This window comes from Pseudomonas sp. UBA6323, assembly GCF_002439135.1.
Taxonomy (GTDB): domain Bacteria; phylum Pseudomonadota; class Gammaproteobacteria; order Pseudomonadales; family Pseudomonadaceae; genus Aquipseudomonas.
In genome coordinates this window covers 1-24,218 of record NZ_DJSX01000100.1, presented here as the reverse complement: position 1 = coordinate 24,218, position 24,218 = coordinate 1, and the positions used below count along the sequence as shown (strand labels likewise).

The window sequence follows — 24,218 nt, the reverse complement described above, 5'->3', positions numbered from 1 at the left end:
CATGGCCAAGCGCAGCGCCGGCAAGACCTTTCTCAACGACCCGCAGTGGTACAAGGACGCGGTGATCTACCAGGTCCACGTGAAGTCGTTCTTCGACGCCAACAACGACGGCATCGGCGACTTTCAGGGCCTGATCGACAAGCTCGACTACATCGCCGACCTCGGCGTCAACACCCTTTGGCTGCTGCCGTTCTACCCGTCGCCACGCCGTGACGATGGCTACGACATCGCCATGTACCGCGGCGTGCATCCGGATTACGGCTCGCTGAGCGATGCCCGGCGGTTCATCGCCGAGGCGCACCGGCGCGGCCTGCGCGTGATCACCGAGCTGGTGATCAACCACACCTCGGACCAGCACCCCTGGTTCCAGCGTGCGCGCCGGGCGAAGAAGGGCTCCAAGGCGCGCGACTATTACGTCTGGTCCGACAGCGACGAGAAATACGCCGGCACGCGGATCATCTTCATCGACAGCGAGAAGTCCAACTGGACCTGGGACGCGGTGGCCGGCCAGTACTTCTGGCACCGCTTCTACTCGCACCAGCCGGACCTCAATTTCGACAACCCCAAGGTGCTCGAAGCCGTGCTCGGTGTGATGCGCTTCTGGCTCGACATGGGCGTCGACGGCCTGCGCCTGGACGCCATCCCGTACCTAATCGAGCGCGACGGCACCAGCAGCGAGAACCTGCCGGAGACCCACGCCGTGCTCAAGCGCATCCGTGCTGAACTGGATGCGCGCTATCCGGATCGCCTGCTGCTGGCCGAGGCCAACCAGTGGCCGGAGGACACCCGACCGTACTTCGGTGAAGACGACGAGTGCCACATGGCCTTCCACTTCCCGCTGATGCCGCGCATGTACATGGCCATCGCCCAGGAAGACCGTTTCCCGATCACCGATATCCTGCGCCAGACGCCGGAAATCCCGCCCAATTGTCAGTGGGCGATCTTCCTGCGCAACCACGATGAGCTGACCCTGGAGATGGTCACGGACGACGAGCGCGACTACCTGTGGAACTACTACGCCGCCGACAGCCGCGCGCGCATCAACCTCGGCATTCGCCGGCGTCTGGCGCCGCTGGTAGGGCGCGACCGCAGGCGCATCGAGCTGCTCAACAGCCTGCTGCTGTCCATGCCCGGCACGCCGACGCTGTACTACGGCGACGAGATCGGCATGGGCGACAACATCTACCTTGGCGACCGCGACGGCGTGCGCACACCGATGCAATGGTCGGTGGACCGCAACGGCGGCTTTTCCCGTGCCGACCCGGCCAGCCTGGTGCTGCCGCCGATCATGGATTCGCTGTATGGCTTCCAGACCATCAACGTCGAGGCGCAGGCGCGCGACCCGCATTCGCTGCTCAACTGGACACGGCGCATGCTCGCCATTCGCAACCAGCACAAGGCCTTTGGCCGTGGCTCGCTGACCATGCTGGCGCCGAGCAACCGGCGCATTCTTGCCTACCTGCGCACGCATCGCGGCGAGGATGGCAATGAGCAGCAGATCCTTTGCGTGGCCAACCTGTCCAGTGCGGCCCAGGCCGTCGAGCTGGAGCTGGCCGACTACTGCGATCGGGTGCCGGTGGAGATGATCGGCGGCGCCTCGTTCCCCCCCATAGGCCAGCTCACCTACCTGCTGACGCTGCCGCCGTACGGTTTCTACTGGTTCTACCTGGCCGACGCCTCGCAGATGCCCAGCTGGCATCTGAAGCCGGTCGAACGTATGCCGGAACTGCAGACCCTGGTGCTCGGCCGCACCTTGAGCGAAGTGATGGAGGGGCGTGCGCGGCAGACCCTGGAGCGTGAGTCGCTGCCGCTTTATTTGCCCAAGCGCCGCTGGTTCGCGGGTGAGCAGCAACCGTCCGCTGCGGTCAGCCTGCTGTACGTGATGCCGTTGGCCGAGGGCGCCAATGCGCCGCTGCTGGCCGAGGTGCAGGTGACCGGCGCGGCCGGCGTCGAGCACTACCGCCTGCCGCTTGCCGCGGTGCCCGAGCGCGCCGAGGGCAACGACCTGCCGCAGCAACTGGCGCTGGCTCGTCTGCGCCGCGGCCGCCACGTCGAGCTATTGACCGACGCCTTCAGCCTGCCGCAGTTCAGCCAGCAAGTGCTGCGCCTGCTGCGCGAACAGGCAGTACTGCGCACCAGCGGCGGCGAGCTGCAGTTCCGCGCCGAGGCAGCGCTACTGGCGCTCGACAACCTCGACAAGAGCGACGTCAAGCTGCTCTCCGCAGAGCAGTCCAACAGCTCGGCGCTGATCGGCGAGCAGGTGCTGCTCAAGCTGCTGCGCCGCGGTTTTGCCGGCATCCATCCGGAAGTGGAGATGGGCCGTTTTCTCAGCGACCACGGTTACGCCAATGTCGCGCCTTTTCTCGGCGAGGTGGTACGGGTCGACGAAGACGGTCAGCCTCATACGCTGATGGTGGCGCAACGGTATCTGGACAATCAGGGCGACGCCTGGCAATGGACGCTCAATACCCTCGACCGGGCGATCCGCGACGAACTGGCCGGTGGTACCGCCGATCCCGATGTCGATGCACTGAGCGAACTGGAGAAATTCGCCGGCGTGCTCGGCAAGCGCGTTGGCGAAATGCACGCAGTGCTGGCGCGGCCGGTGGAAAGTCCGGATTTCGGCTACCAGCTCAGCAGCGAGCAGGACAGCGCCCGCTGGGCCGAATCCATTGCTGCGCAGCTGCGGGACGCCCTGCAGGCGCTGAAAAAACAGCGTGACGGCTTGAATCCGGTGACTGCCGAGCAGGCCGACTGGTTGCTGGCCAGGGAAACGCCTTTGCTGGCATCGGTCGAGCGCCTGGCGACGCGAGCCGCAGGCGGCCTGCGCATCCGCGTGCATGGCGACCTGCACCTGGGCCAGGTGCTGGTAGTGCAGGGCGATGCCTACATCATCGATTTCGAAGGCGAGCCCAACCGCTCGCTGGAGGAGCGCCGCCAGCGCCACAGCCCGTTCAAGGATGTCGCCGGCATGTTGCGCTCCTTCGACTACGCGGCTGCGGTAGCGCAACGCAATGTCGGCGGCGTGGACGGCGCGGTGGATGCCCAGCAGGTGGTGCGCGGCGTCGTGGCGCGCTACCGCGAGCAATCGTGCAAGGCCTTCCTCGATGCCTATCGCCTGGCCGCCAACGGGCTGCCTCACGAGTGGTACGAACGCGACGGCGAGGGCGCAGCCCTCGACCTGTTCTGCCTGGAAAAGGCCGTCTATGAAATCGTCTACGAAAGCGGCCACCGCCCCGACTGGCTCGATGTCCCGCTGCAGGGACTGGTGGATCTCGCTCGTCAACTACCTGGAGTGCGAACTTGAATCAGATCAGAGTGCAGCGCCTGCAACGCGCCGAGGACGGCGATCCGTTCAGCTTCCTCGGGCCACATCCGCAGGGCGACGAGACCCTGATACGGGTCTGGCAGCCGGGTGCCGATGCCGTCGACCTGCTGGCCAGCGATGGCTCGCCACTGGGACGCATGCACTGCAGCGACCCGGAGGGCCTGTTCGAGCTGCAGCTGCCCCAGCCGCAGCGTTACCGCCTGCGCATCCACTGGCCAGGCAGCGTGCAGGAAACCGAAGATCCCTATGCCTTCGGTCCGCTGCTGGGCGACACCGACCTCTACCTGTTCGCCGAGGGCAATCACCGTCAGCTGTGGCGTTGTCTGGGCACCTCACCGGTGGAGCATGAAGGCGTGCCTGGCGTGCGCTTCGCCGTCTGGGCGCCCAATGCACGGCGGGTGTCGGTGGTCGGCGACTTCAATAGCTGGGACGGCCGCCGCCACCCCATGCGCCTGCGCTACCCGGCGGGCGTGTGGGAGCTGTTCATCCCGCGCCTGCAGCCGGGTGAGTGCTACAAGTACGAAATCCTCGGCCCGAACGGCGTGCTGCCGCTGCGTGCCGATCCCATGGCGCAGGCCACCGAGACGCCGCCGGCCACCGCCTCAAAGGTGCCGCAGGGCGAGAGCTTCGCCTGGCAGGACCAGCAGTGGATGAGCGAGCGCGAGCAACGCCAGGCATCGCAGGCACCTCTGGCGATCTACGAGCTGCATGCCGGCTCCTGGCAGTGGCAGGACGATCAGGCACCGGACTGGGACGCGCTGGCCGAGCGGCTGATTCCCTACGTGCAGGACCTGGGGTTCACGCATATCGAGCTGATGCCGATCATGGAACATCCGTTCGGTGGCTCCTGGGGTTACCAGCCGCTGTCTATGTTCGCGCCCACCGCGCGTTTCGGCAGCCCGCAGCGCTTCGCCGCCTTCGTCGATCGCTGCCACCGCGCAGGCATCGGCGTGATCCTCGACTGGGTGCCGGGACACTTTCCCAACGACGCCCACGGCCTGGCCGAGTTCGACGGCACCGCGCTGTATGAGTACGCGCACCCGTTCGAGGGCTTTCACCCGGACTGGAACACCTGCATCTACAACCTCGGCCGCACCGAGGTGCACGGTTTCATGCTGGCCAGCGCGCTGTACTGGCTGCGCGAATACCATGTCGACGGCCTGCGCGTGGATGCGGTGGCTTCGATGCTCTATCGCGACTATTCGCGTGAAGCGGGGCAGTGGATTCCCAACCGCCACGGCGGGCGCGAGAATCTGGAGGCCATCGAATTTCTCCAGCATCTGAACGAAGTGGTGCACAGCGAAGTGCCCGGCGCACTGGTGATCGCCGAGGAATCAACCGCCTGGCCCGGCGTCAGCCGCCCGGTGCAGCAGGGCGGCCTGGGCTTCAGCCACAAGTGGAACATGGGCTGGATGAACGACAGCCTGAGTTACATCCAGCAGGACCCTATGTACCGCCTGCACCATCACCATCAGATCACCTTTGGCTTGCATTACGCCTTTTCCGAACGCTTCATCCTGCCGATCTCCCATGACGAGGTGGTACACGGCAAGCGCTCGTTGCTCGGGCGCATGCCCGGTGATCGCTGGCAACAGTTCGCCAACCTGCGCCTGTTTCTCGCGCTGATGTGGAGCCACCCGGGCAAAAAATTGCTGTTCATGGGCTGTGAGTTCGGACAGCGGCGCGAGTGGAACCACGACCAGCAACTGGACTGGTACCTGCTGCAGTATCCCGAGCATGCAGCCGCCCAGGCGCTGCTACGTGAACTGAATCGCCTGTACCGTGAAGAGCCGGCGATGCATCGCCTCGACGATCAGGATAGCGGCTTTCAGTGGCTGATTGGTGATGACGCGCGCAACAGCGTATTCGCCTGGCTGCGCAAGGGCGGTGAGGGCAGCGCGCCGCTGCTGGTGGTACACAACTTCACCCCGCAGGTGCTCGACGGCTACCGCATCGGCGTGCCGCACGCCGGCCGCTGGCAGGTGCTGCTCAATACCGATGAGCGCCGCTGGAACGGCTCGGGCGCCGGCACGCAGGGCGAACTGCACAGCGAGCAGATGGCCGCTCACGGCCAGACCGATTCGCTGGACTTGCAGTTGCCGCCTCTGGGCACGTTGATTCTGCGACCGGCGCAATAAGCGTCGCCGCTGAAGCGCCTCCCACAGAGAGCGAGATGTAACGTGGGAGTGATGATGCTCCGCCCAACAAGGCGCCGGACTCATAGCGGGAGGGGGTTAAGTCAACCGCGGCTAAAGCCCCTCCCACAAAGGTGGGGTCAGTGAGCGGAAGTCACGCCGCGCAGCACCGTGTCGTTCGCCATGCGGCTATGGCCAGAGGCGATATTGCCCAGCGAGACCACGCCCACCAGGCGTTTTTCGCGGTTGAGCACCGGCAGCCGACGTACCTGGATATCGGCCATGTTGGCGGCCACATGCTCGACATCTTCGTCATCGAAGCAATAGCGCACGTTGCTGCTCATCACCTGACGTACCGGAGTATTGCCATCCAGTCCGGCGGCCACCGCGCGCACGGCGATGTCGCGGTCGGTGACCATGCCGATCAGGCGATCGCCCTCGTTGATCAGCAATGCACCGCTGTCGATATCGGCCATCAGTTTGGCGGCATCGCGAATACTGCGCTCAGGGTCGAGGGTGCGAACGTTGCGAGTCATGATCTTGCTGATTTTCATCGGTGTCTCCTGTGGCAGTTGAAAGGGCGAATGCCCGAGATGAACCGCGGCGAGATCACGGCGATTCAGGAATAGCGCACCAGATGGTGTGGGTAGTCGCCTACCCGTGCGCCTACCACCATTTCGCTGACCCAATCGATCAGGATGCGTGTATAGGCCTGCTGGTGGCGGTCCTCGCTGAGCCCGTGGTCGGCGCCGGCCATGGTCCGGTGGGTCAGCGAGTGCGCCTTGTCGAAGGCGTTGCGATAGCTCATCAGCGTGGTGTGCGGGACGAAATCGTCGTGCTCGGATTCCACCAGCAGCACATCCCCGCGAAATTCGGAGCAGGCGCCGAGCGCCAGGTTGTCCTGCGCGCTCAGCGGCGTGCGGCGGTACTCGGCCAGGCGCGCGACGTCCAGCTTGCGCTTGGGCAGTTGCCATTCTTCGTCCCAGTACAGCGCCGGCACTCGCAGAGCCAACCAGCGCACCGGGCGCCGTACGCTGAGCAGGGTGGCGAGGTAGCCGCCATAGCTGGTGCCGATCACTGCGATGCACTCGGGGTCAACCGCTTCGTGTGCGGCCAGCAGATCGTAGGCGGCGAGGATGTCAGCCAAATTGTCCTCGCGCGATACCTGCTCCTGCGCCTCGATGTTGCGCTCATGCCCGCGCAAATCGAAGGTCAAGCACACGCAACCCAACCCGGCGATGCCACGGGCACGCGCCAGATCACGTTGCTGGCTGCCGCCCCAGCCGTGTACGAAAAGCACACCGGGCACCTTATTCGGGGGTGTCAGCAGGGTGCCGGCGATGTGCTGGTCCTCCACCAGAATGTCCAGGCTCTGGCTACAGGCGCTCATAACGGGCCTACCTTGACGTACTTGGTCAGCGGGCCGTCCTTGCTGTCCAGTCCGTGATAGAGACAGATCGCGCCCGCTGGCGGGGGAACGTCCCGATAATATTCATGGGTCGAGGCCTGTATCGTTTGCAGTTGCGCGTCATTCATGAATGCCTCCAGGGCAAAGATTTCCGCCGCACTGGCACCGCCGACGCGCCAGGACTGTTCCAGCACGCCACTGCGTGACTGCCCTTGCGCATTCAGCCCCTGCGCCACGTCGTAGTTGCGCCGCGAGGCCTGAATCGAGGGGTAGACCTCCAGCGCCGCCAGTTCGAATATGCGCGCCTGCTGTACCGCGAGGCGCACGGCGCGTGGCAGATCCAGCGTCATCAGAGCCAGGTAGTCGCCGCGCACCAGAGTCAGTTGCGAGCCGCCATAGACCTGATTGCCCTGGCCGTCATCGGTCAGCTGCTGGGTGCCGTGGTAGCTCAAGGTGACGCCCGCCACCCGGATCTGGCCGACGCTGTAGGTAGCGGGCTGCTGCAGGTCTTCTTCCAGTACCAGGCCCTGTTCCATCACACGCTGCTCATCCAGCGCCGCCAGTGCGTTGTCCAGCTCGGTGCGCGAACGCACTGCCTGCTGACCCCGGCCACCGGTGCCGTCTACCGGCTTCAGGCGAATCGGCCCATCGCGCAACAGGCGTTGCCCGGCCTCGGCAGCGTCCTCCAGATCAAAGACGCTGAAGCCCTGCAAAGTGACGCTCTCGACCTGCTGGGCGAAACGCTCGGACCAGCCCACAGGCAGGTGGCGAGGGGCGTCGAGGCTTGGGTGGCTGATGGCCTTGGTGGCGAGAAAGGCGTGTTCGACCTGCCCGCCGAAAAAATCCTCAGGTCCATCGATGCCCAGCGCTGCGACATCGCCGACCATCGTGTCTTCGGGCAGGAAATAGTGATGGCCGCTAATCTGGGTGCCCGGCTGGTGCGGACCGAGGAAGGGACAACCGAGTAGTTTTGCCAGCTTTTCGCCGAGCAGACGCTGTACCGTGCGTTCGTGGTCCATGTGCCGGACGGTGCCAGGCAGCAGGAGCAGGCCGTCGTAACTACCCATCATCGGTCGCGCCAGGTGCCGCCGGCACTTTCGCAGTCAATGCGTACCTGCTTGAGGTCGCCCGCCTGGTAGTAATGAGTGACCACCTTGGCCTCGTTGGGCACGGCGGGGCGCGCTTTGCCCTGGTCATCGTCGCGGGAGCGATAGTTGCTCAGGGTTTCCTGGGTCAGTGCCGCTTCGCAGGTGCCCAGCTTGGCCTCGGCGCAGTTGGCTACCTTGCGTTGCTCGGTATTGATCATGTCGTCGGTTTCGTTATGGCACGACCAGTCGATAGCGCCTTCGTCCGTGCCGGTGAATTCGTAGCAGAACTCCTGGGCGACCTCCGCGATGGCATCGCTGGAAGCCCTGGCACTGACATGGCAGGCCTCGGCCAATGCGTCGCCGGCCGCTAGCGCGCCGACCAGAAGGCCGGGAATGATGGCTCGCATGATGTTCTCCTTGACAATGGCGTTCATGAGTTGTGAGGGGAATCGCCAAGTCGAAGTTCAGGCTATTTGATCAGTGGCCGCGGGGCAGAAAAAACCGGAACTCATGGCCGTTGCGAAGGCCACAAAGAAAAGCCGAACGTATCGCTTCGGCTGTTATCAACGCGACGCGCGCGAGGGGATGCAGATGAGCGAACCGCACGACGAGGCCGAGAGCGCCGTAGCACAGTTCAAGGCCGCCATTCTGGCCAAGCTGCGCTACGCCGTGGGCAAGGACCCGAGCACCGCCTTTGACCATGACTGGTTCGAAGCGCTGGCCCTGGCCACTCGCGACCACATGATCGACCGCTGGGAAGAGTCCTCCGCCCAGGTCGAGCGCCAGGGCGCCAAGCGTATCTACTACCTGTCTCTGGAGTTTCTCATTGGCCGCTTGCTGATGGACAACCTGAGCAATCTCGGCCTGCTCGATGTCGCCCGCCAGGCCATGGGCGAGCTCGGTGTCGAGCTCGAGCGCATTCGCCTGGTGGAACCTGACGCAGCGCTGGGCAACGGCGGCCTCGGGCGCCTGGCAGCCTGCTTCATGGAGAGCATGGCGACCCTGCGCCTGGCCGCCCACGGCTACGGTATCCGCTATGAGCATGGCCTGTTTCGTCAGGCGATCATCGACGGCTGGCAGGCCGAGCAGACCGAAACCTGGCTGGATTTCGGCAATCCCTGGGAGTTCGAGCGCCCGGAAGTGGCCTACCGCATCGGTTTTGGCGGCGGGGTGATGACTCTTGACGATGGCACCGGCACCACGCGGCTGCACTGGCAGCCGCAAGAGAGCGTGCGCGCCATTGCCTACGACACGCCGGTGGTGGGCTGGCGCGGCGCATCGGTCAATACCCTGCGGCTGTGGCGTGCACGCGCGGAGGAGGACCTGCAGCTGGATCGTTTCAACGCCGGCGATCACTTCGGCGCGGTGGCCGGCGAGGTCCGCGCGGAAAGCATCTCGCGCGTGCTCTATCCGGCCGACGATACCGAGGCTGGCCAGGAGCTGCGCCTGCGTCAGGAGTACTTCCTGGTTTCCGCCTCGCTGCAGGACCTGCTCGAACGTCATCTGCGCCTGCATAAGGATCTGCAGAGCCTGCCGCAACACGTGGCGATCCAGCTCAACGACACCCATCCGGCCATCGCCGTGGTCGAGCTGATGCGCCTGCTGGTGGACGACCATCGCATGCCCTGGGCGCAAGCCTGGCAGCTCACGGTGGCCACCACCGCCTATACCAACCACACACTGCTGCCGGAGGCGCTGGAGTCCTGGCCGGTGGCGCTGATGGAGCGTCTGCTGCCACGGCACCTGCAGATCATCTACCTGATCAACGCCGAGCATATCGATGCGCTGCGCGCCAAGGACATCCACGATTTTCGCCTGCTGCGCGCGGTGTCGCTGATCGAGGAAGACCACGGCCGTCGCGTGCGCATGGGCAACCTGGCGTTTCTCGGTGCGCACAGCATCAACGGCGTGTCCGCGCTGCATACGCGGCTGATGCGCGACACGGTGTTCCGTGACCTGCACCGGCTTTATCCGGACCGGGTGAACAACAAGACCAATGGCGTGACCTTTCGCCGCTGGCTGTTTCAGGTCAATCCGGGGCTCACCCATCTGCTCGTCGATGCCCTGGGCGAGCCGGTGCTGCAGCGCCCCGAGGAGCACCTCAAGGCGCTCGAACCCTACGCCGAGCGCCAGGACTTTCGCGACGAATATGCGCTATGCCGACAGCGCAGCAAGGAGGCGCTGGCCGAGCGGGTCAGGCTGTTGCTGGGGATCAATCTCGACACCACGGCGATCTTCGACGTGCACGTCAAACGCATCCACGAATACAAGCGCCAGTTGCTCAACCTGTTGCACACCGTGGCCCTGTACCAGGCCATCCGCAACGACCCGACCACCGACTGGGTGCCGCGGGTGAAGATCTTCGCCGGCAAGGCAGCGGCCAGTTATCGCCAGGCCAAGCTGATCATCAAACTGGCCAACGACATCAGCCGCACCATCAATGACGATCCCACCGTGCGCGGCTTGCTCAAGGTGGTGTTCATACCCAACTACAACGTCAGCCTGGCCGAGACCATCATTCCTGCCGCCGATCTCTCCGAGCAGATTTCCACGGCCGGCCTTGAGGCCTCGGGCACCAGCAACATGAAGTTCGCCCTCAATGGCGCGTTGACCATCGGCACGCTGGACGGTGCCAATGTGGAGATGTGCGAGCAGGTTGGCGAGGAGCATATGTTCATCTTCGGCATGACCGCCCAGCAGGTCGCCGCAAGGCAGCGCCTGGGCCTGGAAATGGGCGATGTGGTGGCTGACTCGGAACGTCTGGAAGCCGCGCTTGGCGCCATCCGCGCCGGGGTGTTCTCGCCGGATGATCCGGCGCGCTACGTGGGCTTGGTGGATTCGTTGCTCTACGAGGACCGCTTCATGGTCTGCGCCGATTTCGACGCCTACTGGAAGGCGCAGCGCCAAGTCGATCAACGCTGGCAGCGGCCTGAGCAATGGTGGCGTTCGGCGGTACTCAATACCGCACGTATGGGCTGGTTTTCATCCGATCGCACCATCGCCGAATACGCCAGAGATATCTGGCAGGTGCCGCTGCCGCCGCGTGGAGGGGACTGAGGCCCAGGCCTGTTCAACGTCTTGCAACGAGACGCGGCAAGACGTTGAACAGGCTTTCAGCGCTGTACGCGGTGCGCTGGAGTAGGGGCGCCTTTCTTGGGATGCAGAATGCGTGTGACCTGCACATCGGTGAATTCGTTGGGCCATTCGAAGGTGTGCAGGGCACTGAGGTAGAAGCGCGCCTGGTCTGGCGTAAGCTGCTCACCGTCCGATTCGACTTCGACGCTATGGGGCTGGTTGTGCAGGATGTAGCTGATCAGATGCAATGGCTTGGCCATGGTATGTCTCCGGTTTTGCTGAATGCTGAGAGATAGACCAACCCATCTCGCCTGCGAGTTCCCGTCATCCGTCGGGTGGCGCTTGCCCGCACGCCCCGGTGGAGGGAGCAGCGCACGGAGCAGGCGCCACTACGGTGTATTACCTGCGCTGACCGGGCTGGGTTCCTCGACCGCTTGTTCGCCACGCTTGCGCAAGGTTTTCGCGCGTTTTTCCAGCACCAGGTAGGCGACGCTGGCCACCAGCAGCGGCAGCAGGTAATAGAGCACGCGATAGGCGAGCAGGGCGGCGATCAGGCTGGCCTGGCCGTACTGGTGCTGCAGCATGGCGAGGAACACCGCCTCGAGTACGCCCAGCCCGGCAGGGATATGTGCCACTACCGCAGCCATGCAGCTGATCAGCAACACGCCGAGCACGGAAGGGTAAGACGCGCCCTCCGGCAACAGCCAGAAGATCAGTGCTGCCATAAGCGACCAATTGCTCGCACCCAGGCACAGCTGCAGCAGCGCCATTTTCAGCGACGGCAGCTTGATCGAGCGCTCACGGAAGTGCCATACCCGCTGCGTGGCGAATGCGCAGATGCCGATATAGGCGCTGACTACGCCAAGCAGGCCGAAGCCCAGCAGTTGCAACCCCGTAACGCCGAGCGCCCAGTTATCCGGTAACTGCACCAGCCGCAGGGAGAAGATCACCCCGGCCAGGGCCATGTAGCCGGTCCAGTTGGTCAACAGGCTGAGACTGAGGATGCGCGTCACCGTCGAGGCGCTCAGCCCCAGGCGCATGTACAGCCGATAGCGCATCGCCACACCGCCGATCCATGTGGTGAAATTGAGGTTGAAGGCATAGCAGACCATTGCCACCGGCATGACCTGGCGTGCCGGCAGGTGATGACGACTGTAATGACGACCCAGCAAGTCGTAGCCACTGAACACCAGATAGCTGGCTAGAACGATCAATACACCGACCAGCAGAGTCTGGGCACTGTAATCGCTGAGCGACTGACGCACTTCGGCCCAGTCCAGGTTACGGATCAGCATGTACAGCAGCACCGGCACCGCCAGCAGGAAGAACAGGGTGAGTGCACGTTTGCCCCAGCGCATCCAGGGGTTGTTCTGAGCGCCATTCATCCGGTCTTTTCCTCTTCATAGCCGCTGGCCTTGTCGACAGGCTCGAGCGGTTTCAGTGTCTTGCGATGCGCCGGCAGCCAGCCGGAGATCGCGGGGAAGCGGCGCAAAAAGTGAAAGCACAAAAACACCAGAGGCGCGCGCCACCAATAGCCGCGTATCACGCGTTCGAGCTCGATGCGCTTGCAATGCGCGGCAGACAGCTCGAGCAAATGGTCGTGAAGGTATTGGTTGAAGGGCCGGTCCTGAATCACCAGGTTAGCTTCCAGATTCAGCGCCAGGCTCAGTGGGTCAAGGTTGCTCGAGCCCACCGTGGACCACACGTCATCCACCAATGCCACCTTGCCGTGCAGCGGGCGCTGGCAGTATTCGTAGATCACCACACCGTCACGCAGCAGGTAGTTGTAAAGCAGACGCGAGAAGGCCTGCACCCAGCGCATGTCCGGCTGTCCCTGGAGAATTAGGGTCACTTGCACGCCGCGTCGCGCCGCATTGCGCAAGGCGCGGAGCACGCGATAACCCGGGAAGAAGTAGGCGTTGGCGATCACGATGCGTTTGCGCGCCAGTTCGAAGACGCGCAAGTGCTCATCTTCGATATCCGTGGTGTGACGCTCGTTGTCGCGCTCCAGCAGCATGATGCGAGCGTCTCCGGTGTCCTGCGTGTTGGCCTGTACCGGACTCGGTCCAGCCAGGGCGGGGCGCAACAGGCGTAGCGTGCAGGTATGCAGGTCGGCAACGATAGGCCCGGTCACCTCCACGGCGTAGTCCTGCTTGGCCATCTCGCCATAATCGCCGAGGTGGTCGGCCGAATAGTTGATCCCGCCGACAAAGGCTCGCTCGCCGTCGATCACCACGATCTTGCGATGCAGACGGCGGAACAGGTTGGTGCGCATGCCGAAACGCCGCGGGGCGGGGTCGAAGACATGGATTTTCACCCCTTCGCGCGTCATTGCCGCCACGTATTCATTTTGCAGGTCGGCGGTGCCGTAGCCGTCCACGGCGATGACCACGCGCACACCGCGCCGCGCCGCCTCGATCAGCACTTCCTGCAGTTCCAGGCCGACCTTGTCTTCACGGATGATGAAGGTTTCCAGCAGTACCTCGACGCGCGCCGCGCGAATGCATTCGAACACCCGCGGGTAAAAGCCTTCGCCATTGATCAACAGGCGCAGATGGTTNNGCCGTCTCGCCACATGCCGCTCACAGATGAATCTCCGCTGCCAGTGGCGCGTGGTCGGACAAATGCGACCAGGGCCGGGTAGACAACACCTGCGGCTCGTGCGCCGTGGCGTTGCGGGTGTAGATACGATCCAGGCGCAGCAGCGGCATGCGTGCCGGAAAACTGCGCGCCGGCTTGCCGTGCCGATGTTCGAAGGCCTCGCGCAGGCCGTGCGGTGCCAATTGCTCGTCCGCACGCAAACGCCAGTCATTGAAGTCGCCAGCCAGAATCACCGGGGCGCTGGGGTCGAAAGTCGCCAGCAGGTCGAGCAGCAGGCCGATCTGCTGACGGCGATGCGCCTCGCGCAGGCCGAGGTGCACGCACACCGCGTGCACGGCGTCGTGCCCCGGTACGTCGAGGCGGCAATGCAGCAGGCCGCGCTGCTCGGTGCCGCTGACCGTTACGTCGAAGTTGTGGTGTTCGAGAATGGGGAAGCGCGAGAGCAGGGCGTTGCCATGGTGACCGTCCGGGTACACGGCGTTGCGCCCGTAGGCGAACTGCGGCCACATGCTGTCGGCGAGAAATTCGTATTGCGGCACGCTTGGCCAGTCGTGGAAGCGCTTGGCATGCAGCGCATGGTTGCCGAGCACCTCCTGCAGGAAGACCAGGTCGGAGCCGGTGGCCTGCACGGCGCTACGCAGCTCCGGCAGGATGAAGCGACGGTTGAGTGCGGTGAAGCCCTTGTGCGTGTTGATCGTCAGCACGCGCAGGCGCTTGACCGGTGTCACGCGGTCGATGATCACCTCCGGTTTGGCAATGGTGTTGTTCATTTTCGATCCCGCTCGCTCACAGGCTGCCAGGCTTCTTCGAGCGTGACTCGCCGAGCGGATCAGCTTCGGCAATCACGCGATCAAGGATGGCGTCGCCATGCACCCGCTCTTCACTACCGTGGCTGGCGTCATTCTTCGCCGGCTGCAATTGCACCTTGATCCAGCCGCTGTCACGACGATCGAAGGCCTTGAAGGCTTCGATGGCATCGCTCATGGGTTTGACCTGGGTAAGGATCTTCGCCGGGTCGATGCGACCGGCCTGGACCATCTCGATCAGTTGCGGGATGTAGCGGCGATGGTTGCAATTACCCATGTTGACGCTGAGGTTCTTGTTCATCGCCTGGCCGATGGGAAAATCGCGCGCCTGCTGCGGGTAAACGCCGATGATGCCCAGCGTGCCGGCCTTGGCCAGGGCGTCGACGGCCCACTGCAGGGCCTGCTCGGGGGCGTCGCCGGGCTGCCATTCGTGGCCTTCTGGCTGGCGTGGCGAGTGGCCGTGGGCAGGGCACTGGGCATCGACGCCCACCGCATCGATGGCGCGGTCCACACCGATGCCATTGGTCAGCCGGCGCAGGGTTTCGACCGGGTCTTCACGATCGAAGTTGATCACCTCGGCGCCCTGGCGACGGGCCATGTCCAGACGGTCGTCGAGATGATCGATGGCGAACACGCGCGCAGCGCCAAGCAGCTTGGCGCTGGCAATGGCGAACTGGCCGACCGGTCCAGCGCCGAATACCGCGACGGTATCGCCGCTGCCGACTTCGGCCAATTCGGCGCCGAAGTAACCCGTGGGGAAAATATCGGAGAGCAGGATGGCCTGGTCGTCGCTGATCTCGCTGGGCAGCTTCACCAGGCCGATGTTGGCGAAGGGAATGCGCGCCATTTCGGCCTGCAGGCCATGGAAGGCCCCGGTGATTTCCGGGCCGCCGTAGAAGGAAGTGCCGGCCTGCTTGCCGTTGGGGTTGGCCTCGTCGCATTGGGCATAGTAGCCAGCGCGGCAATAGCTGCAGTTGCCACAGGCAATGGTGGAGGGCACCACGACGCGGTCACCGATATTTAGGTTGCGCACGTCGCTGCCAAGCGCTTCGACGATGCCCACGGCCTCATGGCCAAGGATGGTGCCCTTGCGCATGCCACCCACGGTGCCACGCACGAAATGCAGGTCGGTGCCGCAGATGGCCGAGGCGGTGATGCGAATGACCGCATCGGTACTGGCCTGTACCTCGGGTTCCGGCACATCGTCCAGGCGAATATCGCCAATATCGTGGAATACCACTGCTTTCATGATCGTCTCCCGTTGTCGGTCAGATGGCCGCAGCCTGTGACTATCAGCTGGGTCTCTGCCATGGGATGCACCCTGTACGCTGAAAGTTGGCGCCACGGTTTATCCGATGTCTTTGTTTTTCGAGTCGAAGGAGGAAAGCAGGGTTCAGGCTTTTTTTGGGTTCGGATGGTTTGGGAAATGTGCGGGTTGATACCGGACTGACAAGTTTGTGTGCCTATCGCCTACTGACTTAGCAATATCCATTACCGCCTGCACTGAGCGTTTGGGTTGCGCCCCTTACGGGCGCCACACCTTGATTCGCCACATCCATGCGGCTCATCCCCTACGTACCACCTCCACTCGGCCTCCTGAAGGGGACCAAGTCGCGAGCTTGCGACATCTCCGGAAGATCAAAGTCGGTAGCGTTTGGCTTTTGATCTTGAAGCGCGATCTCACAGGCGACGCCCAGGTCCCCTTCAGGAGGCCGAGTGGAATCGCCATGGAAGGGGTTGAGCGACATGGATGTCGCGAGAGCCACGATGGGCCAGGGATGGCCCTTCGTGGCGTGCCCCTGGAGTGGTGATGGAGCGAGGGAACCCCGGCGCAGCCGGGGCCGTATGTAGGGGTGTGTTTCTTTGCTTACTTTCTTTGCACAAGCAAAGAAAGTGAGTCGCCCGTAAGGGGCGAAACCCATCAGGACAGGCGGCGCGCTAACGGATAGTGCCAAGTCATCGACAGCTAACACGTAATTGCCAGTCCGGTGCCTAACGTCTCTCCCGCTAAATGCGAAGAACTTTCCCGGCCAGCCATCCATGGCTGCCGTTTCAGCGCTGCAGTTCCAGCAGTTGCAGGGAGCGGCCAGTCAGCTCGAGCGTCTCGCTGTAGAGCGGGCGCTGTTCGCCGGCTTCATCCGGGCGGTGGGTGTCGAGCAGGCAGATCCAGTGCTTGCCGCCAGCCACTTCCGGCAGCTGAAAACTGCGCCCGTCGTGATGTGCGTTGAGCAGCAGCAACAGGGTGGCATCGGCACCGCTGCGCTTGATGCCGGTGGGCTGGGCACGCCCGTCGAGCAGCATGCCCATGCAGCGCGCCTCGCCGTCGTGCCAGTGCGCTTCGGTCATTTCCTCGCCACCAGGGGCCAGCCAGGTGACGTCCTTGACGCCCAGCTCCTCGTTGTAATGGCCCACCAGAAAGCGTCCGCGACGCAGGATGGGGTAGCTGCGGCGCAGGGCGATCAGGCGTTGGCAGAACGCGGTCAGCGCCTGGCCTTCCTCATCGATGGCCCAGTCGACCCAGCTCAGCTCGTTGTCCTGGCAATAGGCGTTGTTGTTGCCGTGCTGGGTGCGCCCGAACTCGTCGCCAGCCAGCAGCATCGGTGTGCCCTGGGCGAACAGCAGGGTGGCCAGCAGGTTGCGCATCTGCTGCAGGCGCAACTGGCGAATGTCCTGATCATCCGTATCGCCTTCGCAGCCGTGGTTCCAGGAGATGTTGTGGTCGGTGCCGTCCTGGTTGTTCTCGTCGTTGGCCTCGTTGTGCTTGTGGTCGTAAGACACCACGTCGCGCAACGTGAAACCGTCGTGGGCGGTGATGAAGTTGACCGAGGCGAACGGGCGCCGGCCGCGCTGGTTGTAGAGGTCGCCGGAGGCGGTGAGACGGCTTGCCAGCGCGGCGAGTTCGCCTTCGTCGCCTTTCCAGTAGGCGCGTACGTTGTCGCGGAACTTGTCGTTCCATTCAGCCCAACCGGGTGGGAAGCCACCGACCTGATAGCCGCCGGGGCCGCAGTCCCAGGGCTCGGCGATCAGCTTGACCTTGCTCAGCACCGGGTCCTGGCGACAGGCGACGAGGAAACTGTGGCGCTCGTCGAAGCCGTCGGCGTAACGGCCGAGGATTGTGGCCAGGTCGAAACGAAAGCCATCCACACGCATCTCGGTGGCCCAGTAACGCAGCGAGTCGGTGACCATCTGCAGCACGCAGGGGTGGCTCAGGTCGAGGGTATTGCCGGTGCCGGTGTCATTGACGTAATAGCGGCGCTCGTCGGGCATCAGGCGGTAGTAGCTGGCATTGTCGATGCCACGCATGCACAGGGTCGGGCCGCGCTCGTTGCCCTCGGCGGTGTGGTTGTAGACCACGTCGAGAATCAGCTCCAGGCCGGCCGCGTGCAGGTGGGCGACCATCTCCTTGAACTCGCTGATCTTGCCGCTGGCCAGGTAGGCGGGGTGGGGCGCGAAGAAACCGATACTGTTATAGCCCCAGTAGTTGTTCATGCCCTTTTCCAGCAGGTGCTGGTCGTTGACGAAGGCGTGCACCGGCAACAATTCCAGGCTGGAGATGCCCAGCTCGCGCAAGTAGCGCAGCAACTGCGGATTGGTCAGCGCCGCGCAGGTACCGCGATGCGAATCGGGCACCGCCGGGTGGCGCATGCTCAGGCCACGCAGGTGAGCCTCGTAGATCACCGTGCTGTCCCAGGGGATGCGCGGCGACGGTTGCTCGCCCCAGGTGAAGGCCGGGTCGATCACCTTGCACTTGGGGACGAAGGGCGCGCTATCGCGCTCGTCGAAACTGAGGTCGCCCTCTGGGGCGCCGATGGTGTAGCCGAACAGCGCCTCCGACCACTGCAGCTTGCCTACCAGCTGCTTGGCGTAGGGGTCGATCAACAGTTTGTTGGGGTTGAAGCGGTGCCCGGCCTCCGGCTCGTAGGGGCCGTACACGCGGTAGCCGTAGACTTGCCCGGGACGCGCGTCGGGCAGATAGCCATGCCAGATCTCGTCGGTGTATTCCGGCAGTTCGATGCGTTCGATTTCCGTCTTGCCCTGTTCGTCAAACAGGCACAGCTCGACGCGCGTAGCGTGCGCAGAGAACAGGGCAAAGTTGACCCCAAGGCCATCCCAACTGGCGCCCAGCGGGAACGGCCTGCCTTCGGTGACGCGTGAGCGCTGTTGTTTGCGCATGGTGGCGACCTCAGGCTTTCGGCGTCTTGGGTGTGCGCGGAGCACGGGGTTTCTTCAGCAATGCCGGCTGTTCGGCTTCGCTTAGCGGCACCGTCTTCGGCTTGCTGATACGCCTCGGCTTGGGCGCTGCCGGAGTCTGGGCCTGCGCCTCGGCTTCGGCCAGTTTGCTGGCCATTTTCCAGTGGCGCTCATGCTGGCCATGGGGACGACCTTCGGACTCCCAGATCTGGAAGGCAAATTCGCGGATACGCTGTTCATCGATCATGGCGTGGCTCCTGTAATGACGGGGTGATACGAAGCAGATTGACTGGAAACCTGGCCAGTGCAGTGGCAAGCGCGATGCCCTGATCCGTGGCGACCTGGCAGTCGCCAAGCAGACCCGTTGCCTGCCGGGCATGCAGTTCTTCGGGCAATACGACTCTGGTGTTGCCCCAACGCTGTGGCGGTACGTGCGGCACCGGGTGCTCGCCTAGCAGCCCAGCGGCCAGCCGTGGGACGATGACCAGCAGGTGGTCGTCGCCATGGCTGCGCAGGAAGGCGAGCACCTGAGCGGCGTGCTCACCGGTGACGCCAAGCGGGCGGTAACTGCCCCGGCTGAACAGCAGCGGACATTCGGCACGCAAGGTCAGTGTCTGGCGGATCAGCCACTGCTTGATGCGCCCGTCCTGCCAGTTGGCCAACCTGGCCTCGGGCGTGACCTCGGCATGCAGGGCAGCCTGTCGCGCGGGGAAATCCACCGGGAGGCGGTTGTCCGGGTCGACCAGGCTGAAATCCCAGAACTCGCAGCCCTGGTAGAGATCGGGCACGCCGGGCGTGGTCAGGCGCAGCAGGCACTGCACCAGGCTGTTCAGCGCACCGGCGGGCGCCAGCGCTGCAACCGCGCTGACCAGCTCCCCGCGCATGGCCAGCCCTGAGGGTTCGCACAGCAGGCGCCGCAGGAAGTCCGCACAGGCGGCCTCGTAGTCGTCGTTCGGCGCACTCCAGGCGCTGTTGAGCTTGGCCTCGCGCAACGCCTTGCGCTGCCAGCCGAGCAGACGCTGCAGGTAGGCATCCAGGCCCGCATCATCATCCGCTTGCAGCCCCAGCGGCCAGCTGCCGATCAACGCCTGGTAGAGAATCGCCTCTTCGCCACCATCCGGCGCCTGCTGCAGATGTCGACTGCGCAGCGGTTGTGCCAGGCGATGCCAGTGCTTGACCCGCTCGGCATACCAGGTGGCGCGCTCGCTGAGTACCGCCAGGCGCGCGCGGCAGTCTTCGCCGCGCTTGTGATCATGGGTGGCGGTGGCCAGCAGGTTAAGCGGGTGCTGCGCTGCGCGCTCGGCGCAGGCCTGGTGAAAATGTTCGGCGCTGGCACTGAAATGCTCGGCATCGAAGCCCACGTCATAGCGCGAGAGCAGCACGCCTGCGCGATACAGCGCGGTGTCTTCGACGGCCTTGGCGGCCACCGGCGAGGTCAGCTGCTGGAAGCGCGTCAGCGCCTGGGCACGCAGGCGCCGCGCGCGGCCGGGCGGCATGGCACGCAGGAAGGCGCCGCCAAGCCAGTCGTCGAGATGCGGCAGCAATTGCCAGTCGGCCTCGGCCAGGGTCTGCCGTGCGCCGTCCAGCGCCTGCTGGAAGAAACGCCGGTCCTGCTGCGAGCGGCCGCAGGCCTGGGCATAGGTGCGATACACCGGGAAATGCACGATCAGCTCGCGCAGCGCCCGGCGGATTGCGCCGAGGGTCAGGTCACGCGTGGCGATATCGTGGCGCGCGACATGCAGCAGGCGCTGGGCGACTTCCTCCAGATCGCCGGCCAGCGAGCCCTCCAACACCAGCCGGCGCGCCTGCTGGATTTCTTCCTCGAACGCCGTCGGCCGGCCGCTGAGCGCCTGCCACAGCGCGCTGAGTGGCAGCTCGCCGTGCGGATCGTGCTGCAGCAGCGACACCTGGTTCATGAATTCATAGCCGGTGCTGCCGTCCACCGGCCACTCCCGCGGCAGGCTCTCACCGGCGCCGAGGATCTTCTCCACGAAAATCGGGAAGGGCGCATCGCCGCGCAGCTGGCGGACGCGGCGACGCAACCGGCTGCAATAGGCACGCGGATTGGCCAGGCCGTCGATATGATCGATGCGCAGGCCGTCGACCAGGCCGCGCTCGATCAGTTCGAAAACCATGGCATGTGTCTGTTCGAACACCTGGCGATGCTCGACGCGCAGTGCGCCGAGCTCGTTGATATCGAAAAAGCGCCGCCAGTTGATGTCGTCCGCCGCGGTACGCCAGCTGGCCACGCGGTAATGCTGGCGTTCCAGCAGTGCGTGCAGGCGTTTCTGCGCCGCTTCGTCATTGCCCTGAAAGCCGGCGAGCAGAGGCGGCACCTTGTCAGACTGGGCGGCCAGTTCGACAGACAGCTGTGCGGCCTGTGCGCGGCTGGCGTCATCATTGCCCAGGCGGGCGAAGCGCTGACCCAGCTCGCGCAGGTCGGCATCATCGCTGCCGCGCAGAATGCTGGCGTAGCTGGCTGGCGTCAGCGGCAGGCGATGCTCGAAGTGCTGCGCATGGAAGCGTCCGCGCTCGGCATCGAAGTGCAGCTCCAGGGTGCCGTCACGCAGCGCCTCGCCGTAGTCGCTGCGCAGGAAGGGCACCAGCAGCTGGCCGCTGAGCAGCGGGTCATGGGATTGCCATTGGATGTCGAAGAACGCTGCGTAGGGGCTGCCTTGCCCCCACTCCAGCACGTCCAGCCACCAGGGATTGCCATCGCCACCGACGGCCATGTGGTTGGGCACGATATCCAGAATCAGCCCCATGCCATGGGCGCGCAGGGCATCCACCAACTTGACCAGTGCTTCTTCGCCGCCCAGCTCGGGGTTGATGCGGCTCGGGTCGATCACGTCGTAGCCGTGCTGCGATCCGGGGCGGGCCGTGAGAATAGGCGAAGCGTACAGATGGCTGATCCCCAGCTGCGCCATGTAGGGCACCTGGGCTGCCGCGTCGTACAGAGTGAAGTCCTTGTGCAGCTGCAGACGCAGCGTGGCGCGCAACTCAGTCATTGCCAGCCTCCCGGCGTGCGCCGTCGAGAGTGGCCAGGCGCTCGCTGGTAGCCGGCTGTTCCAGCAGCTCGCTGACTGCCAGTGGATAGCGGCGCCGCCAGTTGGGGTGAATGTCGCCAGGGCCGGGCAGGTTGGGCTGCTGCTCCAGGCCACAGGCATCCTCCAGCGGCAACAGCGCCAATGGCGCCGGGGTACGGCCGATATGTTCGATGCAGGCTTGCAGGCCGGCATCGTCATCGCTGCCGGTTACCAGGCCCTGGCGTTCGAACAGCTGGCGCAGCGCCACACGCTCGCCGGCACGCTCGGCGTGGTCGCCTTCCAGCAGCTCGGCGTCGCGCTGGCCGGCGCGCACTCGCCATTCCAGATCGCGGCCGGCGAGCCAGCCCTTGATCGTCGGCAGGTCATGGGTGGTGGTGGTCGCCAGGGCGTTGTCCGGCCAACGCTCGGCCGGGACGAAACCGAGGTCGTCCTGCTCGAACAGCAGCACTCGGGTACCGAGGATATTGCGTGCGGCGAGCTTGTCGCGCAGGCCCTCGGGCACGGTGCCGAGGTCTTCGCCGATGACCAGCGCGCGATGGCGGTGCGATTCCAGGGCCAGCAGGCGCAGCAGGTCGTCCAGCGGGTAGCGCAGGTAGGCGCCGTGCTGCGATTCCGCGCCCTGGGGGATCACCCACAGCCGCTGCAGCCCCATGACGTGATCGATGCGGATGCCGCCGGCATGCGCAAGGTTGGCCTGGAGCATTTCGATGTAGGCGCGGAAGCCGTGCTGACGCAGGCCCTGCGGCGAGAAGGCGGCGACGCCCCAGTTCTGCCCCTGGCGATTGAGCACGTCCGGTGGCGCACCGACAGTGACCCGGGGCAGCAGCTCGTCCTGACGCGACCAGGCCTGGCTGCCGGCGCAATCGGCGCCCACGGCCAGGTCGGCGATCAGGCCGATGCCCATGCCAGCGCCACTGGCCGTGGCCTGGGCCGTTTCCAGTCCATGGGCGATCAGCCATTGGCAGAAGGCGTGATAACGCAGCTCATCGGCTTGTTCGAGGGCGAAACGGGTCACCGCGCCCTGGTTCGGGCTGCGCAGTTCGTCCGGCCAGGTGCGCCAGTCGCCGCTGCTGCCTTCGCGCAGACGCTGCGCATGGATGGCCTCGAAGCAGCAATGCTGCTCGAGCGCTTCGCCGCCGGCGGCGCGAAATGCCTCGAAACGTTCCCGCAGCGGGGTGGGGGCCTGGCGAAAGTCTTCGTACAGTTGCCGTAGCAGACGCGTGCGCACCTGCGCCACGGCCGGCCAGTCGATCAGTTCCAGCGCCTCCAGGCGCGTCATTTCACCCTGCAGCCCGGCGGCCTGGATGGCACGCCTGACGCGCTCCTCACCCAGCAGGGTGACTGGCGCGGCGTAGAGGGTGTTGAAGAACAGCCGGCTGGACGGCGAGTAGGGGCCGTAGCTGTGCAGATCGGCGCTGAATTGCGCGTGCACCGGGCTCAGGCCGATGGCATCGGCGCCGTGATTGGCAGCATGCCGGGCCAGGTCCGCCACGGCCAGCGTATCGCCCAGCCCGCCGTCGCCAGCACGGCGCAGGCCGTAAAGTTGGGCGGTCAGGCCCCAGATACGCGGTTTACCGCACAGTTCCTGTACCGATAAGCAGGCTTGTGGCGCCACCGCGAGCGCATGTCGGGTGTCGCGAATTTCCAGTTGGTAATAACCAAGCTGCTGCTGGGGCGGCAGGCGGCCATCCTGGTCAAGTCGTCCTTCGCTGACGTTGCCCTGTTCGTCGGTCAAACGGTAGGGGCTCTCGGCAGGGTAGAGGCTCAGGGCCAGAGGCAGGCCCTGGTCCTGCAGGAGCAGGTTGGAATCTTCCGGCACATGCTGGCGGTGCACCAGCGAGGTCAGGCTTTCACGTATCTGCTCAGGGCTTTGTGCGGGGTAGCCCAGCGCCTCCAGCAGGTTGCGCTGCGCCTCCGGGGTTACGCTTTGTGGCTTACCGTAGGCGTCGACCCAGTCGATGCTGAGGTCCGCGGCCTGAGCCAGTTCGGCCAGCAGTTGATCGCTCATCGGGCGGGCTCCAGGGTGACCAGAACGCTGCGCGGCGGCAGTTGCGCCTGGCGCAGATCGGCATCATCGATACGAAAGGTGTACAGGCGCTCGCCGTGCATGGCCGTCGCGGGCAGGGCAGTGGTGCTGCTGCCCAGGTTGATGGCGATGCTCAGCGCCGGGCCGTTGCCGAGGCGCCAGCGCGCCAGTACGGCACCGTCGCCCAGCACTTGCGCGCCGAGGCTGCGGGCCTCCTGCAGGCCTGGCAACAGTCGGCTATGGCGCACTTGCAAAAGGCCGCGATAGAAGGCCAGCCACTCGCGCTGCTCGGGCTCCAGCGCTGGTGTCAGGTCCGGCTGCGAGCGCTGGAAGCTGGCCTCGGCATTGGGGTCGGCAATGGCCTCGCGGCTGTGCGCCGAATTGAATTGGGAGAAGTCGGCGAATTCGTTGCGCCGACCTTCACGTACCGCGTTGGCCAACTCATCGTGGTAATCGGTGAAGAACAGGAACGGCCGCTTGCTGCCCCATTCCTCACCCATGAACAGCAGCGGC

17 protein-coding genes are annotated in these 24,218 nt (G+C 64.8%); 3 read left to right on the top strand and 14 right to left on the bottom strand.

All coding sequences use genetic code 11. The features are described from left to right. Position 1: 1 nt before the first annotated feature. Positions 2–3,307, top strand: coding sequence for a maltose alpha-D-glucosyltransferase (treS, locus tag B3P22_RS22580; RefSeq protein ID WP_296272600.1), 3,306 nt, complete (start codon positions 2–4; stop codon positions 3,305–3,307). Beyond that, complete coding sequence (gene glgB, locus B3P22_RS22575) at positions 3,304–5,466, top strand: 1,4-alpha-glucan branching protein GlgB (RefSeq protein ID WP_296272599.1); 2,163 nt, start codon at positions 3,304–3,306, stop codon at positions 5,464–5,466. The genes treS and glgB overlap by 4 nt, the downstream gene beginning before the upstream one ends. Positions 5,467–5,603: 137 nt before the next feature. Here the strand turns inward: glgB and B3P22_RS22570 are convergent, their stop codons facing one another. From B3P22_RS22570 to B3P22_RS22555, 4 genes are all read right to left on the bottom strand, one after another. Continuing rightward, positions 5,604–6,017 carry a CBS domain-containing protein gene (locus B3P22_RS22570; protein ID WP_197855684.1) on the bottom strand — a complete coding sequence of 138 codons (414 nt, stop codon included), beginning with the start codon at positions 6,015–6,017 and terminating at the stop codon, positions 5,604–5,606. A gap of 65 nt (positions 6,018–6,082) precedes the next feature. Then, positions 6,083–6,853, bottom strand: coding sequence for an alpha/beta hydrolase family protein (locus B3P22_RS22565; RefSeq protein ID WP_296272598.1), 771 nt, complete (start codon positions 6,851–6,853; stop codon positions 6,083–6,085). Further along, positions 6,850–7,938: a DUF3182 family protein gene (locus B3P22_RS22560; RefSeq protein ID WP_419096457.1), complete on the bottom strand. Its 1,089-nt coding sequence runs from the start codon at positions 7,936–7,938 to the stop codon at positions 6,850–6,852. The genes B3P22_RS22565 and B3P22_RS22560 overlap by 4 nt, the downstream gene beginning before the upstream one ends. Then, on the bottom strand, positions 7,938–8,366 hold the full coding sequence (locus tag B3P22_RS22555) for a hypothetical protein (RefSeq protein WP_296272596.1): 429 nt from the start codon (positions 8,364–8,366) through the stop codon (positions 7,938–7,940). Before B3P22_RS22555 ends, B3P22_RS22560 begins: the two co-directional genes overlap by 1 nt. Before the next feature lie 184 nt (positions 8,367–8,550). On the opposite strand from B3P22_RS22555, the gene B3P22_RS22550 reads away from it, so the two are divergent. Beyond that, the gene (locus tag B3P22_RS22550; protein ID WP_296272595.1) at positions 8,551–11,016 is read left to right on the top strand and encodes a glycogen/starch/alpha-glucan phosphorylase; all 2,466 of its coding nucleotides are present in this window, start codon (positions 8,551–8,553) and stop codon (positions 11,014–11,016) included. A 56-nt stretch (positions 11,017–11,072) separates the two neighbouring features. Here B3P22_RS22550 and B3P22_RS22545 read toward each other — a convergent pair whose 3' ends face one another. From B3P22_RS22545 to B3P22_RS22500, 10 genes are all read right to left on the bottom strand, one after another. Then, the gene (locus B3P22_RS22545; RefSeq protein ID WP_296272594.1) at positions 11,073–11,294 is read right to left on the bottom strand and encodes a hypothetical protein; all 222 of its coding nucleotides are present in this window, start codon (positions 11,292–11,294) and stop codon (positions 11,073–11,075) included. 129 nt (positions 11,295–11,423) lie between these two features. After that, positions 11,424–12,419 carry a lysylphosphatidylglycerol synthase domain-containing protein gene (locus tag B3P22_RS22540; RefSeq protein ID WP_197855689.1) on the bottom strand — a complete coding sequence of 332 codons (996 nt, stop codon included), beginning with the start codon at positions 12,417–12,419 and terminating at the stop codon, positions 11,424–11,426. Beyond that, positions 12,416–13,609, bottom strand: coding sequence for a cardiolipin synthase ClsB (gene clsB, locus B3P22_RS22535; RefSeq protein ID WP_296272593.1), 1,194 nt, complete (start codon positions 13,607–13,609; stop codon positions 12,416–12,418). The genes B3P22_RS22540 and clsB overlap by 4 nt, the downstream gene beginning before the upstream one ends. A gap of 7 nt (positions 13,610–13,616) precedes the next feature. Further along, a complete protein-coding gene (locus B3P22_RS22530; protein WP_197855691.1) occupies positions 13,617–14,405 on the bottom strand; it encodes an endonuclease/exonuclease/phosphatase family protein in 789 nt (262 codons plus the stop codon). Between the two features lie 16 nt (positions 14,406–14,421). Beyond that, entirely contained in the window at positions 14,422–15,690 is a 1,269-nt protein-coding gene (locus B3P22_RS22525) for a zinc-dependent alcohol dehydrogenase (RefSeq protein ID WP_296272592.1), read from the bottom strand. 803 nt (positions 15,691–16,493) lie between these two features. Beyond that, complete coding sequence (gene glgX / locus B3P22_RS22520) at positions 16,494–18,614, bottom strand: glycogen debranching protein GlgX (RefSeq protein WP_296272591.1); 2,121 nt, start codon at positions 18,612–18,614, stop codon at positions 16,494–16,496. A gap of 10 nt (positions 18,615–18,624) precedes the next feature. Continuing rightward, positions 18,625–18,879, bottom strand: coding sequence for a DUF2934 domain-containing protein (locus B3P22_RS22515; protein ID WP_013715573.1), 255 nt, complete (start codon positions 18,877–18,879; stop codon positions 18,625–18,627). Then, on the bottom strand, positions 18,869–21,640 hold the full coding sequence (locus B3P22_RS22510; RefSeq protein WP_296272590.1) for a malto-oligosyltrehalose synthase: 2,772 nt from the start codon (positions 21,638–21,640) through the stop codon (positions 18,869–18,871). The genes B3P22_RS22515 and B3P22_RS22510 overlap by 11 nt, the downstream gene beginning before the upstream one ends. Then, a complete protein-coding gene (gene malQ, locus B3P22_RS22505) occupies positions 21,633–23,687 on the bottom strand; it encodes a 4-alpha-glucanotransferase (RefSeq protein ID WP_296272589.1) in 2,055 nt (684 codons plus the stop codon). The genes B3P22_RS22510 and malQ overlap by 8 nt, the downstream gene beginning before the upstream one ends. After that, the coding region (locus B3P22_RS22500) for a DUF3459 domain-containing protein (RefSeq protein ID WP_296272588.1) at positions 23,684–24,218 on the bottom strand (535 nt) is incomplete at its 5' end. The genes malQ and B3P22_RS22500, both read right to left, overlap by 4 nt.

Coding starts and splice junctions, on each gene's coding strand:
- B3P22_RS22540 (WP_197855689.1), bottom strand. CDS start 12,419: ATGAATGGCGCTCAGAACAACCCCTGGATGCGCTGGGGCAAACGTGCA.
- B3P22_RS22515 (WP_013715573.1), bottom strand. CDS start 18,879: ATGATCGATGAACAGCGTATCCGCGAATTTGCCTTCCAGATCTGGGAG.
- B3P22_RS22570 (WP_197855684.1), bottom strand. CDS start 6,017: ATGAAAATCAGCAAGATCATGACTCGCAACGTTCGCACCCTCGACCCT.
- B3P22_RS22510 (WP_296272590.1), bottom strand. CDS start 21,640: ATGACTGAGTTGCGCGCCACGCTGCGTCTGCAGCTGCACAAGGACTTC.
- malQ (WP_296272589.1), bottom strand. CDS start 23,687: ATGAGCGATCAACTGCTGGCCGAACTGGCTCAGGCCGCGGACCTCAGC.
- glgX (WP_296272591.1), bottom strand. CDS start 18,614: ATGCGCAAACAACAGCGCTCACGCGTCACCGAAGGCAGGCCGTTCCCG.
- B3P22_RS22545 (WP_296272594.1), bottom strand. CDS start 11,294: ATGGCCAAGCCATTGCATCTGATCAGCTACATCCTGCACAACCAGCCC.
- B3P22_RS22530 (WP_197855691.1), bottom strand. CDS start 14,405: ATGAACAACACCATTGCCAAACCGGAGGTGATCATCGACCGCGTGACA.
- B3P22_RS22565 (WP_296272598.1), bottom strand. CDS start 6,853: ATGAGCGCCTGTAGCCAGAGCCTGGACATTCTGGTGGAGGACCAGCAC.
- B3P22_RS22560 (WP_419096457.1), bottom strand. CDS start 7,938: ATGGGTAGTTACGACGGCCTGCTCCTGCTGCCTGGCACCGTCCGGCAC.
- treS (WP_296272600.1), top strand. CDS start 2: ATGGCCAAGCGCAGCGCCGGCAAGACCTTTCTCAACGACCCGCAGTGG.
- B3P22_RS22555 (WP_296272596.1), bottom strand. CDS start 8,366: ATGCGAGCCATCATTCCCGGCCTTCTGGTCGGCGCGCTAGCGGCCGGC.
- B3P22_RS22525 (WP_296272592.1), bottom strand. CDS start 15,690: ATGAAAGCAGTGGTATTCCACGATATTGGCGATATTCGCCTGGACGAT.
- B3P22_RS22550 (WP_296272595.1), top strand. CDS start 8,551: ATGAGCGAACCGCACGACGAGGCCGAGAGCGCCGTAGCACAGTTCAAG.